Consider the following 14,398-nt stretch of genomic DNA (forward strand, 5'->3'; position numbering starts at 1 on the left):
TCACTTAAAATCAAATCAAATGAAAAAGTCAAAATCAATTTTTACGGTATTGTTGGCAATCAGCTTGTCAATAATGATGACCTCATGTGGAAATTCACAATCAAATGAATCGACTGAAAAGCAGGAGACCACAATCATGAAGGGCGAAGAAGATTCAAACATTTTGAAGAGCTACCTTGGTATTAAAGATGCATTAGTGAAATCAAATGCACAAGCAGCTAGTAAAGCGGCAGTAAAACTTGTAAACATCATTCCTGATGACCAAGATGCACTAATGAAAAAGATACGTGATGATGCTCAGCATATAGCCAATACAGAAAATATAGATCACCAACGAGATCACTTCAATACCCTTTCAGAAAACATTTACAAATGGGTAAAAGAAACTAATGTAAATGATCAAAAGCTATATAAGCAGTATTGTCCGATGGCATTCAACAACGAAGGTGCCTATTGGCTCAGTGCCGAAAAAGAAGTGAACAATCCCTATTTTGGTGATAAAATGCTTCATTGTGGAAGTGTAAAAGAAGAATTGTAAGCCAACGCAGAAGTCACACACATTGGCTGGCCGCTCAATGCCACCCGCATACCAAAGCCAGCCAAAGAGTGTGACTACCCTACCCGAAAAAAAGAAATTTTCAAAAAATGCTCCACCCGCGACTAAAACGAACACAACAATACAATGCCCCGACAAAAATGGACTCTTCTTAACCTACTGAAAATATGAACAGAAAAGAAAAAACACGATGCCCCAACAAGGTATAAAAAACATAGGGCAGATAAAGGTTTCAGTGAGATTAGTACTTTTAATAAACATTCTGCTTGACTGACAGGAAAGTGGTTCCAAAAGCCCTACGATTTTTTATACAGAACGTTAGGCACAATTATAAAATAGAAAATTCAAGAAAGCTTTAATTGAAGTCATATTTTTTGATTATCTTTGTGACTGAACAGTCAGTCAGTATGAATAAAAAAGAAAAAATAATATTGTCAGCCTTGCATCTATTTGCAAAAAATGGTTTTACAGAAACTTCTGTAGATACCATTGCGAAACACGCCAAAGTATCAAAAGGGTTAACCTATAGTCATTTTAAAAACAAGGAGGATTTGTTAAGGGTGGTTATCGAAAGCACAATAACTAAGATGACTGACGAGATGATGCGATTTGAAAATTTTTCTATTACATCATTGCTTCAAAATCTGAAAATGAGTCTGATAAAAAATAAGGATATTATACGTTTGTCAATTCTTTTACTGATTCATCCGCAAACACCAGCCTCAGTAATAAAATTATTAGACAGCCAAAAATTAGAATTGATTGAATTGTTCTCTTCACTTTTGGAAGCTAAATACAATGACAAAGCAAAAATTGAAGCCGAATTGCTTCTTGCTATAATGGACGGAATTACCATGGATTATGTATTAAATCCTGATGCAGATATATTAGAAAACAGAATAAATTATACAATAATTAAATACGTGTAATGGGATTAAGAATCATTAAACCACCAAAATTTCTGCACGACATTCACGGCAGTACAACTACTTTATTTGATGTTATTCTCACGTATATTGGAGGGATACTATCTGTTCTGAGCATTTATATTTTATACCTGCAAAACAATATCGATATCCCTGTTTGGAAGCTTGTATTGCTACTCCTAATAAGTGCTGATATTGGTGCAGGTGTTATTGCAAATTTTACAAAAGGAACAAATTCCTATTATGGCGGAGAAGGTAAAAGCAAATCAAGATTAGTGTTTATTTTATCACACTTCTTCCATGCTACAATTTTTCTTTACACCTTAAACTTATTCTCTCTAAAGACAATAAGTTTGGTATGTTTTGTCATTGTTTCAACGTTCATAATAAACTCAATTAGAAACAAAGAAAGTCAAAAAGTAATTGCATCATTTTGTATCGTATTCGGAATTGGAACACTTTTGATTTTAGAAATCTCAAATCCATTGTTGTTGTGGTTTTTTCCTCTATATATGACCAAACTTTTTATCGCATTCGGAATAAGACGCTATTAAATAGCTATGAAAGTAAACATTAAAAATATTGAACTTAAAGATATACATCTTGCATCTGAACTGCTAACCAGAAATTTTATTTCAGACAGAGGTGTCATGATACTTTTTAAAGAGAATAACAAAAATTATACTCAAAAAGTCAACCAATGGTTTAAAGCGACTTTGAAAATGCTAATCGACAATAACCAAATCATAAAATGTGCTTTTGGGGGAGATGAACTTGTTGGAGTTTCAATTGTGACGCACACTTCCTACAAACCATCCATTTTGTCATTATTAAAGTGGTCCTATTCAGTTTTTATGACCTGCGGATTGAAAACTGTTAGACAATCTGCAAAGCATGATAATTTCAGAAAGAAACTGTTTACAGATAATAATCAGTTAATTTTGGAATTTATTGCTGTAAATAACGAACACAGAGGAAAAGGCATTGGAAAAAAGTTGTTTGAAAATTTAGATGCGTTAGCGAACAGCAAAAATGCTTCTGTATGGTTAGAGACAACAAATAACAACAATATTGAAATCTTTAATAAAATGGGCTTCCATTTAATTGATACAAAAAATGAATCATCTGTTAAGTACTATATTATGACGAATGAAAAAAGTGCCTAACATCGTATATAAAACATTTGGCAGTCAGTGGAATATCGAGCCTATGAGCTCGTATCAAAGGCACTTGTAATTTGACAGGGAAGTGCCTCGAAATGCCAAACGTTTCATATACGTAACCGTTGTGTGCAAGGCTAAACGACCTATTCATCCAAACTTTAGCAAACAATTTTTGAAATAGAAATGTAATATATTTACAATTCCAAAATGTTTTTTAAAACAACACTATTATGGACATTACAAATTTTCCAGAAGATTTATTTGAAAATAACTACACAGACACTTCAGACCTGCAAATTGCTAATTACGAAGTGTATAAACATGTTTCCAAAAATAAGATTAACCTAAACAAAAATGTATTCAGTTTTTTGTTGGATGGACAAAAGGACATTCACTTTTCTAATGACATCGTTTCGATAAATCCTGCACAATCCTTACTTCTTGCATCGGGGAATTTTTTAACAACAGAAATTGTAGGGGCAAATAGTTATAGTTGCCTACTCTTTTTCTTTTCTCAAAAAAACATTAATGATTTTTTATTGAAATATGGGCATTTATTTAACCCAAAAGACTTAAATAAAACAACGAACAATAGTCCCTATTTCCTTATCAAAAAAGACAATTTTATTATCCATTTTATTAATTCTATTCAACAAATTTATGGCTTGAATCAAACAATCTCACAAAAGATTCTGGAATTGAAATTTGAAGAAATTATGCTATATCTGGCTGATAAGTATGGGCAAAGTTTTTTTGTTTATCTACATTCATTATTGATCAATGAAAGAGAATTATCTTTTAAAATGGTCATTGAAAAAAATCTGTACACGAGTTTGAATATTGACGAGGTTGCTTTTCTATGCAACATGAGCCTGTCTACTTTTAAGCGGAAATTTTTACAATTATATCAAGAGTCTCCAGGAAAATGGTTTCAACTAAAACGGCTCAACAAAGCCAAAAAATTATTGCTTAATAATGAAGCAACCCCATCAGAAATCTATATGGACTTTGGTTATGATAGCTTATCAAATTTTAGCACAGCCTTTAAAAATGAATTTGGTTACAGTCCAAAAAACATGATGAAAACTTGACCTTTTTTCATAAGTTTTTGAACTAAATAAAAAAGCACCACAAGTTTAAAGGTGCTACATTTGTTAAAACAAAATTGGTTTAATTTAAAAATAAAAAGACATGAAAAAATTAGGATTATTAGTTCGACTAGAAGCAAAAGCACGAAAAGAAAAAGATGTTGAAGCCTTTATCACAAGTGCATTGCCACTTGCTAATGAAGAAACGGGTACTATTACATGGTATGCGTTCCGTATTGACGCTTCTACATTTGGCATTTTTGACACTTTTTCAGATGAAGAGGGCAGAGAAGCACATCTTGGTGGTAAGATTGCAAAGGCGTTAATGGAAAATGCACCTGAATTGTTGGCTACTGCACCATCTATTGAGAAATTGGATGTTTTAGCGGCTAAATAAATACACCACAATTATTATAAAATGGCTGCCTGTCAAAGTTCTGTAAAGGAATTTGGACAGGTTGCCTTTGTTTACAAAACAGCTTGATAATAAATTAAGCGTAGAATGACGAAGAAGCCCAGCACACAACAAGGGTTTGCCAAAAGCGGGGCTGAAGTGCTTCTATTAAACATTTCTGCAAGGTTCAATAGTAGTAATTCTATTGAACTTTTGTACTAAAAATCCCCGCCTTCGGCAAGCCCTGGAACGTGTGTGACTTGAATTAGCCCCAAGGGGCTGAATGCTTTGAAATGGATGGAGGACTATTGGGCAACCAATAGAGAGGCCCTCCGATGGCGGCTTGCCGGAGCAGCCATCAAACCGCCTTGCGCTGCATAGTTTAGGAAACTAGTATGTGGTGAGCGGTAAGGAAAAACGGGGACAGTGATCCCCGTAGGTAAGTGCTGATGGAGCTGAATGAAAATAAACCAGTGATGAAGCCTCGAGAAAGCAAATCATGATGTGGAAAACAGGTAGTTACGTTTGTATCTGTGACAAAGTGTGGCAGACGCCCGGAAGATACCGGTCACACCGCATCCGGGGTTAAGCTGGCAGGAACGCAGTATAGGCCATTTCAAGGAACAAGTGAACTCCATGCCGTCAGGCCAAATCGAGAGAGGAAACCGGCACCCGTGGTTGGGTGAGGCATGGGGGACAGATCCAGCCGTAGTAGTGATGAGGCTCCTGTAATGGGAGTGGAGCGAAGGGCTGGACATGTTTGGTTTCAAACCAGTTTACAACCAATCAATTTGGGATGACAGACTACTATGAAACAAAATCGCAACCAATTACCAAGTTGATGGTATGGCAGGCGTACAAGAAAGTAAAATCGAACAAGGGCAGTGCGGGCATAGACCGTATGGACTGGGAGGAACTGGACAGCGATCTAACCTCACACCTGTATAAACTATGGAACCGACTGACCTCGGGGAGTTATTTTCCGGTACCTGTCAAGCGGGTGGAAATATCCAAGAAAGATGGCGGTGTCCGCAAATTGGGGGTACCGACCCTTCTTGACCGTATCGCCCAGCAGGTAGTCCGTCAGCACTTGGAAAGACAGCTTGAACCACTTTTCCATGAGAGTTCCTTTGGTTATCGGCCTAAAAGGAGTGCCCACCAAGCGGTAAAACAATCAGAGCGAAATTGTTTCGGTCATGACTTTGTGGTAGACCTGGATATCAAAGGGTTCTTCGACAACATCAACCATGACCTGATGATGAAAGCCTTGAGGCATTACTGCAAGGACGAATGGGTAGCGATGTATGTGTCCAGATGGCTAAAGGCAGGAATCATGGCGGAAGGGGAGATTTTGAGGACAAGTGCGGGTACACCCCAAGGTGGGGTAGTGAGCCCATTATTGGCAAACCTTTATCTTCATGTGGCTTTTGATGAATGGATGAAGAGATTTCATCCGGAGAAACCATTCGAACGGTATGCGGATGATGTAGTGATACACTGCAAGACGGAGAAGCAAGCCCAATTTATGCTTAGGCAAATCAGCCAACGCATGAGGGTCTGTCATCTGGAACTGCACCCTGTGAAGACGAAGATTGTAAATCTCCGGGGTTGGTCTGAGACCAAATATCCACGGAAGTACGATTTTCTGGGCTTCACTATCAAAGCATCGATGCAGACCATCAAAGGAAGGGGAATGCTGTTACCGGGCACGTTTGTTAGCATCAAGTCCAAAACGGCTATACTGGGAAAGTTTAGGGAACTGGCAATCCACAAGTGGCGCAAGCCTATTCAGGAGATTGCCCGTCGACTCAATCCGGTTGTCCGAGGACTGCTCAACTACTATCACAAGCTAAGAGGAGAATCTATGCGTGAGGTATGGAATCAACTCAACCACCGTCTGCTCAAATGGGTCAAATGGGAGAAGGGATTGTACAAAATGGCGGCAGTCAGATGGCTTAAGCGTCAGTACAAGTCCTCACCGGGACTGTTTGCGCATTGGAAATTGGTTCAACCTTAGGTATCTTCGGAGGACCGAGCGATTTATAAACATGAAGAGCCGTGTGAGGTGAGAGTCTCATGCACGGTTCCGTGGGAAGGTAGGGGTGCAATTCCCCCGCCTGACCCGATTGTGCCTCATTGTAGAAAGCCAACCGCACATTCAAGCACATTTGGTTTTTGCCAAACGCATAACCCAAACAAAAAACCAAAAGAGCTTGAATTTTGCCAACGCTCGACAGAAACTGAAATGATATGTTAAAAAAGATAACTTTAAAAGGAGAACAAAAGAAGGTGCTATTCTTACCACCGACAAACCCCATTCAAATAAAGGGAGTTGCAGGAAGTGGCAAAACAACTGTTGCACTATATAGGGCAAAACACCTATTAGAAACGCAGAACACTCTTTTTCAAGAAGCTAAAATTGTAATTTTCACTTTCAATAAAACATTAACAGCCTACATAAGAGCAGTAAGTCCTTATATAAATGGTGGTTATCAGAAAGACTCTGACGAAATAAAACCTAAAACACCAGACGGACTAAATGTAACTATTGTGAATTTCCACAGTTGGGCATATCATTTTGCAGGAATTGGGTACAACACAACTGTTATGCAATGGGAACAGATTGAAATTATAGAAAACATAAAAAGCTCACAGACATCAACAAGCTCAAACGTATTAACTAAAAGTTCAGAGTTTTTTCAAGAAGAGATTTCTTGGATAAAAGGAAAACTATTCAATACAAAAACAGAATATTTAGAAGCAAAACGTATAGGAAGGGGTACATCGGATAGGGTTACTGCAAATGATAAAGAAGTAATATGGAATGTATACTTAAAATATAATCAAGAGCTAAAAAACAGGGGAAAAGTTGATTTTGATGATTATGCGATAAATAGTTTACGGAAAATAGAAAACGACCCATTTTGGAAACCACCCTTTACTCATATAATTATTGATGAAGCACAAGATTTGAACAAAGCTCAAATCCTAGTTATTTCAAAATTGGTATCTCAAGAAACAGAGAGTATTTCAATCATAGCAGATGCGGCTCAAAGGATTTTTAAGAGTGGGTTTACTTGGTCGGAAGTTGGTTTAAATGTTCGTGGTGGTAGAACTATAGAATTCAAAAAGAATTATAGAAATTCTGTACACATTGCTCGTGCAGCACTTTCTTTGTTGGAGAATGAAGAAGATAAATCAGAGTTTACGGAAGTAGAAACAGCACTTAAAGGTGGTGAAAAACCAATTGTAGGTTTTTTTGAAGACTTCGATGACCAACTTGATTATTTGAAAGGAGAACTACAAAACCTCAAAAATCAAGGAAACATAAGTACCACTATTATTTTACACAGAACTAATGATGGAGTAAGAAGAATTCAAAACTATCTGAATAATAATGGTTTTCAAACTGAGCTTGTAAAATCTAGTCAGCCTGTAAACTACAATAGTGATAGCATCAAAATTTGTACTATGTCGTCCATAAAAGGGTTAGAGTTTAATAATGTTTTCATTATGGATTTAACAGACGATGTTATTCCCTATCCCCCAGGCTTTATTGAGACAGATGATGAATTTCATATTTCAACAGAAAGAAGACTTTTATATACCTGTATGACTAGAGCAAGAACAGGTCTTTATCTAATAGGCGACAAGGATAGCCCATCTAGATACATAGCCGAGATTGATGATGATTTATTGAATAATGTTACAGAATCTTCCTCAGATGAAGATTTTGAAGATGACGACCTACCATTTTAATTATGGATTTAAAGAAAGATTACATAGAATTTCAAGGCGAAATATCAAGGCGTGGAATTGAGTATTTAATACACTTTACGCCAACTATTAACCTGTACAGCATTTTAGAGCAAGAAAAACTAATGTCAAGAAGAGTCCTTGAAAATTTAGATATTGACCAATTCGATATATTGGACTACGTCCAGTTCACCGATAACGTCAGATATGATGATAAGAGCTTTATAAATTTATCTATTTCAGGCCCAAACACTTTTTTGTTTTCTAAATTCCAAGAGAGAACTAAAGATGACATAACCATAAATTGGTGTGTCTTGAAAATTGACCCAAAACACATCTATGAAAAGGAAACAAAGTTTGCAGTAACTAATGCCGCATCAAATGCTGCAAAGTCAATAGGGGTAACGGGCGACATTGAAAAATTTAAAATGCTTTTTGCGAACAACATAAACATTCCTTTTGGTGTTCGTGGCAGGATAAATTCAAAGTTCCCAACGAATGTTCAAGCTGAAGTGCTAGTAAAGGAAGAAATACCTGTTGAAAGTATTATTGAAGTGTGTTTTGATTCTCAGGAAAGTTTAGCGTCTGCCAAAGCTGCATTGTCAGAATTTAATACTAGTAATTTCGTTGTTGATAAAGAAATTTTTTCGCCAAATAGAGCAATATGAAACCAGAAACTAAATATAAAGGAGCGATTAAGCTCGCTGCAATTGGGGATGCCCTTGGTTGGATAACAGAGTTTGAGAAAAGCTCTGATTCATTGAAGTTAAAATATGGAACTGATTATGTTTCCAATTTCTACGAATGGAAAAAAGAAGTTGGTGGGAGATTCAATGGATACATAGATAATTTGACAAAAGGTTCGTATTCAGACGACACCCAACTTTTGCTTTCTGTTGCAAGGTCAATTAAAGTTGACGGCACTATTGACCGTGAATATTTTTCTAAAATAGAATTGCCAAATTGGCTTTTGTATGCACGTGGAGCAGGTCGAACTATCAAAAATGCAGCGAGAAAGATTGAACGTAAATCAGCAAAATGGAATAGTAATTTTTTTAATTACAAGGCAGGTAATACAACGATAGATTATAGAGAAAGCGGAGCAAATGGTGCAGCAATGCGAATTCTTCCTATTGCTCTTGCAAACTTTGGAGAAATTGATAAAATCAAAGAAGAAATTTTTGCAAACAGTATTGTAACACACGGACACCCAAGAGCGATTATTGGGGCTATGCTTTATGGTTATGCAGTTGATACAATTCTTAAATTTCGACCTGAACATTTCACGTACGAAGCATTTTTAACAGAACTTGGAAAAGATATTCATCATAAGCTTTCAATTCCATTTATTCAAAAAGCCAATTTTAGCAGTTGGGAAAAAGAATGGAATAGTAAAGCCAAAATACCATTCAAAGAGCAATATCAAACGATTCTCGATGAAACCCAACAGTATTTGCGTGATGTTTATAAGAGTCTGACTAATAAAACCGAAGACGAAAAGGCACTTAAAACTTTAGGTTGTTTCAATTCAGACACAAAAGGCTCGGGCACGTCCACAGTCATTGCAGGTATTTTTCTTTGCTGTAAATATCATAAAGAACCAATAAAGGGAATAGAACAAGCTGTTAATTCAATTGGTACTGATACAGATAGCATTGCGGCCTTCGCAGGTGGATTAATTGGCTCACTACACGGTACATCTATTATTCCTGATAGATTTAAATCAATTCAAGATTCAGATTATCTTGAAAATATAGCTATAAGGTTATTAGAAATTTCAGAGAGCAGGGCGACAGAAGTAAAAAGCGAAAACTTTCCAGAGTTAAAGTCAATAAATACTATTGAAAAAGACAATTTTGAATTAGATGAAACTATATTTTTTACACCTCTAGGCAAAGGAAAGGTGATTCATATTGACAGGCAAGACACATTAACTAAAGGGAAGTATAATCTAATAATTGATGTTGAGTTTGACTTGGGGCAAAGTTGTCGATTTGCCCAAATTTTAAACAAAACAGAAAAAGAGATTTCAAAATCTGAATCGCCTGACAATCAAAACGAAATTGAAAAAGACATAAACTTTTTGAATGCTCTGAAAATAGACTTTCAAACAAAAGAACGAATTGATAAATTTTTGAATGGATTAAACAAAGAGCAACAAAAGGAATTCAGAGAAATCTTAAACCAAATAGAGAAGAATGCCAAACGCTAACAGCCACACACATTGCCAAGCCGCACTAGCCAACGCAAAAACCAAAGCTTGGCAAAGAGTGTGTCTGCCCCATCGCACGACAAAAACAACCGACAAACCAACGGACGAAAAAGAACAACGAAGGCACAACATCACCTATACGCAAGCAGGGGTTTTGTGCTTCGTAGGACAGGGAAGAGGAAAATTTGAAGTTCAGTTCTTCGTAGGAAGTTCAGTGGTGAAAATCCCTGCCTGCGCATAGCTGAGAACCGTGTGTGACTTGAATTAGCCCCAAGGGGCTGAATGCTTTGAAATGGATGGAGGACTATTGGGCAACCAATAGAGAGGCCCTCCGATGGCGGCTTGCCGGAGCAGCCATCAAACCGCCTTGCGCTGCATAGTTTAGGAAACTAGTATGTGGTGAGCGGTAAGGAAAAACGGGGACAGTGATCCCCGTAGGTAAGTGCTGATGGAGCTGAATGAAAATAAACCAGTGATGAAGCCTCGAGAAAGCAAATCATGATGTGGAAAACAGGTAGTTACGTTTGTATCTGTGACAAAGTGTGGCAGACGCCCGGAAGATACCGGTCACACCGCATCCGGGGTTAAGCTGGCAGGAACGCAGTATAGGCCATTTCAAGGAACAAGTGAACTCCATGCCGTCAGGCCAAATCGAGAGAGGAAACCGGCACCCGTGGTTGGGTGAGGCATGGGGGACAGATCCAGCCGTAGTAGTGATGAGGCTCCTGTAATGGGAGTGGAGCGAAGGGCTGGACATGTTTGGTTTCAAACCAGTTTACAACCAATCAATTTGGGATGACAGACTACTATGAAACAAAATCGCAACCAATTACCAAGTTGATGGTATGGCAGGCGTACAAGAAAGTAAAATCGAACAAGGGCAGTGCGGGCATAGACCGTATGGACTGGGAGGAACTGGACAGCGATCTAACCTCACACCTGTATAAACTATGGAACCGACTGACCTCGGGGAGTTATTTTCCGGTACCTGTCAAGCGGGTGGAAATATCCAAGAAAGATGGCGGTGTCCGCAAATTGGGGGTACCGACCCTTCTTGACCGTATCGCCCAGCAGGTAGTCCGTCAGCACTTGGAAAGACAGCTTGAACCACTTTTCCATGAGAGTTCCTTTGGTTATCGGCCTAAAAGGAGTGCCCACCAAGCGGTAAAACAATCAGAGCGAAATTGTTTCGGTCATGACTTTGTGGTAGACCTGGATATCAAAGGGTTCTTCGACAACATCAACCATGACCTGATGATGAAAGCCTTGAGGCATTACTGCAAGGACGAATGGGTAGCGATGTATGTGTCCAGATGGCTAAAGGCAGGAATCATGGCGGAAGGGGAGATTTTGAGGACAAGTGCGGGTACACCCCAAGGTGGGGTAGTGAGCCCATTATTGGCAAACCTTTATCTTCATGTGGCTTTTGATGAATGGATGAAGAGATTTCATCCGGAGAAACCATTCGAACGGTATGCGGATGATGTAGTGATACACTGCAAGACGGAGAAGCAAGCCCAATTTATGCTTAGGCAAATCAGCCAACGCATGAGGGTCTGTCATCTGGAACTGCACCCTGTGAAGACGAAGATTGTAAATCTCCGGGGTTGGTCTGAGACCAAATATCCACGGAAGTACGATTTTCTGGGCTTCACTATCAAAGCATCGATGCAGACCATCAAAGGAAGGGGAATGCTGTTACCGGGCACGTTTGTTAGCATCAAGTCCAAAACGGCTATACTGGGAAAGTTTAGGGAACTGGCAATCCACAAGTGGCGCAAGCCTATTCAGGAGATTGCCCGTCGACTCAATCCGGTTGTCCGAGGACTGCTCAACTACTATCACAAGCTAAGAGGAGAATCTATGCGTGAGGTATGGAATCAACTCAACCACCGTCTGCTCAAATGGGTCAAATGGGAGAAGGGATTGTACAAAATGGCGGCAGTCAGATGGCTTAAGCGTCAGTACAAGTCCTCACCGGGACTGTTTGCGCATTGGAAATTGGTTCAACCTTAGGTATCTTCGGAGGACCGAGCGATTTATAAACATGAAGAGCCGTGTGAGGTGAGAGTCTCATGCACGGTTCCGTGGGAAGGTAGGGGTGCAATTCCCCCGCCTGACCCGATTATACGCAATTTGAAAAAAAGAAAGAAGTGATACATAAATTAAGTTTAGAACTATCTGAAGAGCACCCATCATATTTATGGGCGAAAAAACAATCAGATTCTGTAAATGCTTTAGGACATATTGGAACACATATTGATTGTTATACCGTTTCACCTAAAGAATCTGAATATGAATTAGAAGTGGAATTAATTAGATGTTTTAACGAAATGCCTCAAATAAATGAAATAGAAAAGAGGAATATTCAAGATAAAGCTTTAATTCTCTATACAAACGTCTTGAATAAATTTGGATATGGCACAAAAGAATACGGTGAAGCAAATACTTTTCTATCAGAACCTGTTCTTGATTATATATTGGCATTAAAACCAAAATTTATTTTAATAGATTCTTGCGGCATTGGAAATCATGGCGAAGAGCATATAAAATTTGATAAGAAATGTGAGACAAGTGGCTGTTTTGTTGTAGAAAACATTTTCATGAATCAGACTATTGCAGAATTAATATCCAATATCAGAATCAAAATTGACATTAATAATCCTTCTACAGGAAAACCATGTCATGTGTACGCTATAACAAAATAAAAGCGTATAACAAGCCATCATAAAGTAGCCCTGGCTTTAGCGGTTTTTGGGAGTGCAGCTCCCGCGCAGCTAAGGCAAAAACAAGAAAGCGAATATACTACACGCAAATCGGGCCACTTCATATGGCCGATCCGTTAGCGGCAATGGTAAAAAGACACAACAAACATCAACATACAAACATCTGACAAACACTAACCACGACAACCACCGACACGAAAAAAATTAAAAAAAAGCCCACCGCACAGGAAAAATTTTGATGCCAACGCAATTGGCCCATTTGGGTTTGCCCGACACGCAAAACCAAAGCTTCGCAAACCCAAAAGAGCCAATCAGCCCACGCACAATAGAGACAATCGGAATTAGTTTAAACTTCTATACTCTTTCGGACTTACCCCAACTTTTTGTTTGAACAAACGAGTAATATGTTGCGGATAATTAAAACCCAGTCCATAAGCAATTTCACTTATGGATTGATTCGTGGTTAAAAACCAATACAAATTTACTGTTTATATCATACTACAATGCCTTTATCGTGCTAATCAGAGTAAATGGTAGCATAATCCGTGGTTTGTGTAAGCGCATTGAAAGTTTTTATGGGCGTACCCCTTTGTTTTTTTTATTATTTACAGTCGCTCTCTGTACTCCTTCGGACTTACACCCAACAGCTTTTTTACATAGCGGGTAAAGAACGAACGGCTCGAAAATTCCATTTCATCGGCAATTTCCGAAATATTCAGGTTTTTGCTCTGCAATTGAAGTATTATCCGCTCTTTTGCATAACGCTGTATCCATTGCGAAGCCGTAATACGGGTATTGACCTTGCAGATGTAGTTGAGATATTTGGGAGTGATGTTCAGCTTATCGCTGTAAAAACGAACTTCCCGTTCTTTCATACAATGTTCCTGTACCAATTGCATAAATCGTTCATACATTGTACCACTTTGCAGGCTTCGCTTACGCCTGTCGAGTTCATCGGTGAATATGTGCCACATTTCCAAAAGAAACAATTGCATTTGAAGTTTCAACACTTCCCCATAAAAGCGGTGGTTTGTTTCTTGGGATTTATCATACAATAACTGGAAGTTCTTTAATATTTTCTCCGTGTCTTTCTTTTCAGGGTGCAAAATCGGATTTTCTTTGGAATGCAAAATGGCATCAATACTTCCGGTTAAACTTGGAAAGTTTTCGGTTAATAAATCCCTGTCCACAAACAATACCGTAGCGGAAAAATTCTTCGAGAAAGACAGGTCTGAAACTTCAAGCCCGGCAAGCCAAAAGATAAATTCCCCTTTTTTGCAATGATACGTTTGACCATTGAATACAAATTTTACACCTCCACGCTGACAATAAATATGCGTGTGGAACCGGGTTTGAAAGTCTTCGGGAAATTGAGCTGTTGAAGCAGCTTTATAAAGGATAATCTTTTGATTTTCTACCATCTTTATTCTAATAACTAAATTTCATCAAAAATACGTACTATTTGACAATATTCGCGTCATAAATGTAATATAGTGCTTGTCCCTTGTCTGTACCTTTGTATCACCAAATTTGGTAATCGGGTATGAATAGAATGTATTTAATCCTTTTGGTGAAAT

At 38.2% G+C, this 14,398-nt stretch carries 13 protein-coding genes and 1 pseudogene; 12 read left to right on the forward strand and 2 right to left on the reverse strand.

Going from position 1 to position 14,398, the window contains the following annotated elements; genetic code table 11:
- Positions 1-19 precede the first annotated feature (19 nt).
- The 12 genes from G9Q97_RS03800 (at position 20) to G9Q97_RS03855 (ending at position 12,803) form a co-directional block, all read left to right on the forward strand.
- Positions 20-538, forward strand: a complete 519-nt coding sequence (locus G9Q97_RS03800; protein WP_166143277.1) for a DUF3347 domain-containing protein — start codon at positions 20-22, stop codon at positions 536-538.
- A 425-nt stretch (positions 539-963) separates the two neighbouring features.
- The gene (locus tag G9Q97_RS03805; protein ID WP_166143279.1) at positions 964-1,485 is read left to right on the forward strand and encodes a TetR/AcrR family transcriptional regulator; all 522 of its coding nucleotides are present in this window, start codon (positions 964-966) and stop codon (positions 1,483-1,485) included.
- A complete protein-coding gene (locus tag G9Q97_RS03810) occupies positions 1,485-2,036 on the forward strand; it encodes a hypothetical protein (RefSeq protein WP_166143281.1) in 552 nt (183 codons plus the stop codon). Before G9Q97_RS03805 ends, G9Q97_RS03810 begins: the two co-directional genes overlap by 1 nt.
- A gap of 6 nt (positions 2,037-2,042) precedes the next feature.
- Positions 2,043-2,648 (forward strand): GNAT family N-acetyltransferase, encoded by a 606-nt coding sequence (locus tag G9Q97_RS03815; protein ID WP_166143283.1) that lies wholly within the window; start codon positions 2,043-2,045, stop codon positions 2,646-2,648.
- A 227-nt stretch (positions 2,649-2,875) separates the two neighbouring features.
- A complete protein-coding gene (locus tag G9Q97_RS03820) occupies positions 2,876-3,736 on the forward strand; it encodes a helix-turn-helix domain-containing protein (protein ID WP_065722184.1) in 861 nt (286 codons plus the stop codon).
- A 100-nt stretch (positions 3,737-3,836) separates the two neighbouring features.
- Entirely contained in the window at positions 3,837-4,130 is a 294-nt protein-coding gene (locus G9Q97_RS03825; RefSeq protein WP_166143285.1) for a putative quinol monooxygenase, read from the forward strand.
- A 793-nt stretch (positions 4,131-4,923) separates the two neighbouring features.
- Positions 4,924-6,144, forward strand: coding sequence for a group II intron reverse transcriptase/maturase (gene ltrA, locus G9Q97_RS03830; protein ID WP_166143287.1), 1,221 nt, complete (start codon positions 4,924-4,926; stop codon positions 6,142-6,144).
- A gap of 233 nt (positions 6,145-6,377) precedes the next feature.
- A complete protein-coding gene (locus G9Q97_RS03835; protein ID WP_166143289.1) occupies positions 6,378-7,886 on the forward strand; it encodes a 3'-5' exonuclease in 1,509 nt (502 codons plus the stop codon).
- A 2-nt stretch (positions 7,887-7,888) separates the two neighbouring features.
- Positions 7,889-8,551 (forward strand): DarT ssDNA thymidine ADP-ribosyltransferase family protein, encoded by a 663-nt coding sequence (locus G9Q97_RS03840; protein WP_166143291.1) that lies wholly within the window; start codon positions 7,889-7,891, stop codon positions 8,549-8,551.
- Entirely contained in the window at positions 8,548-10,095 is a 1,548-nt protein-coding gene (locus G9Q97_RS03845) for an ADP-ribosylglycohydrolase family protein (RefSeq protein ID WP_166143296.1), read from the forward strand. The genes G9Q97_RS03840 and G9Q97_RS03845 overlap by 4 nt, the downstream gene beginning before the upstream one ends.
- 795 nt (positions 10,096-10,890) lie before the next feature.
- On the forward strand, positions 10,891-12,111 hold the full coding sequence (gene ltrA, locus G9Q97_RS03850) for a group II intron reverse transcriptase/maturase (RefSeq protein ID WP_166143287.1): 1,221 nt from the start codon (positions 10,891-10,893) through the stop codon (positions 12,109-12,111).
- A 137-nt stretch (positions 12,112-12,248) separates the two neighbouring features.
- The gene (locus G9Q97_RS03855; protein ID WP_166143298.1) at positions 12,249-12,803 is read left to right on the forward strand and encodes a hypothetical protein; all 555 of its coding nucleotides are present in this window, start codon (positions 12,249-12,251) and stop codon (positions 12,801-12,803) included.
- Positions 12,804-13,162: 359 nt separating this feature from the next.
- On the opposite strand, the pseudogene G9Q97_RS03860 reads toward G9Q97_RS03855, so the two are convergent.
- Positions 13,163-13,279 (reverse strand): annotated as a pseudogene (locus G9Q97_RS03860) (helix-turn-helix domain-containing protein); the annotation flags it as partial.
- A gap of 147 nt (positions 13,280-13,426) precedes the next feature.
- Positions 13,427-14,242: a helix-turn-helix domain-containing protein gene (locus G9Q97_RS03865; protein WP_222851899.1), complete on the reverse strand. Its 816-nt coding sequence runs from the start codon at positions 14,240-14,242 to the stop codon at positions 13,427-13,429.
- Positions 14,243-14,398 lie beyond the last annotated feature (156 nt).

It is taken from the genome of Cyclobacterium plantarum, assembly GCF_011290685.1.
Taxonomy (GTDB): Bacteria; Bacteroidota; Bacteroidia; order Cytophagales; family Cyclobacteriaceae; genus Cyclobacterium; species Cyclobacterium plantarum.

Bases quoted from the DNA above. Each gene is read 5' to 3' on its own strand.
- ltrA (WP_166143287.1), top strand. From the start codon at position 10,891: ATGACAGACTACTATGAAACAAAATCGCAACCAATTACCAAGTTGATG.
- G9Q97_RS03800 (WP_166143277.1), top strand. From the start codon at position 20: ATGAAAAAGTCAAAATCAATTTTTACGGTATTGTTGGCAATCAGCTTG.
- G9Q97_RS03805 (WP_166143279.1), top strand. From the start codon at position 964: ATGAATAAAAAAGAAAAAATAATATTGTCAGCCTTGCATCTATTTGCA.
- G9Q97_RS03835 (WP_166143289.1), top strand. From the start codon at position 6,378: ATGTTAAAAAAGATAACTTTAAAAGGAGAACAAAAGAAGGTGCTATTC.
- G9Q97_RS03820 (WP_065722184.1), top strand. From the start codon at position 2,876: ATGGACATTACAAATTTTCCAGAAGATTTATTTGAAAATAACTACACA.
- G9Q97_RS03825 (WP_166143285.1), top strand. From the start codon at position 3,837: ATGAAAAAATTAGGATTATTAGTTCGACTAGAAGCAAAAGCACGAAAA.
- G9Q97_RS03845 (WP_166143296.1), top strand. From the start codon at position 8,548: ATGAAACCAGAAACTAAATATAAAGGAGCGATTAAGCTCGCTGCAATT.
- ltrA (WP_166143287.1), top strand. From the start codon at position 4,924: ATGACAGACTACTATGAAACAAAATCGCAACCAATTACCAAGTTGATG.
- G9Q97_RS03840 (WP_166143291.1), top strand. From the start codon at position 7,889: ATGGATTTAAAGAAAGATTACATAGAATTTCAAGGCGAAATATCAAGG.
- G9Q97_RS03815 (WP_166143283.1), top strand. From the start codon at position 2,043: ATGAAAGTAAACATTAAAAATATTGAACTTAAAGATATACATCTTGCA.
- G9Q97_RS03810 (WP_166143281.1), top strand. From the start codon at position 1,485: ATGGGATTAAGAATCATTAAACCACCAAAATTTCTGCACGACATTCAC.
- G9Q97_RS03865 (WP_222851899.1), bottom strand. From the start codon at position 14,242: ATGGTAGAAAATCAAAAGATTATCCTTTATAAAGCTGCTTCAACAGCT.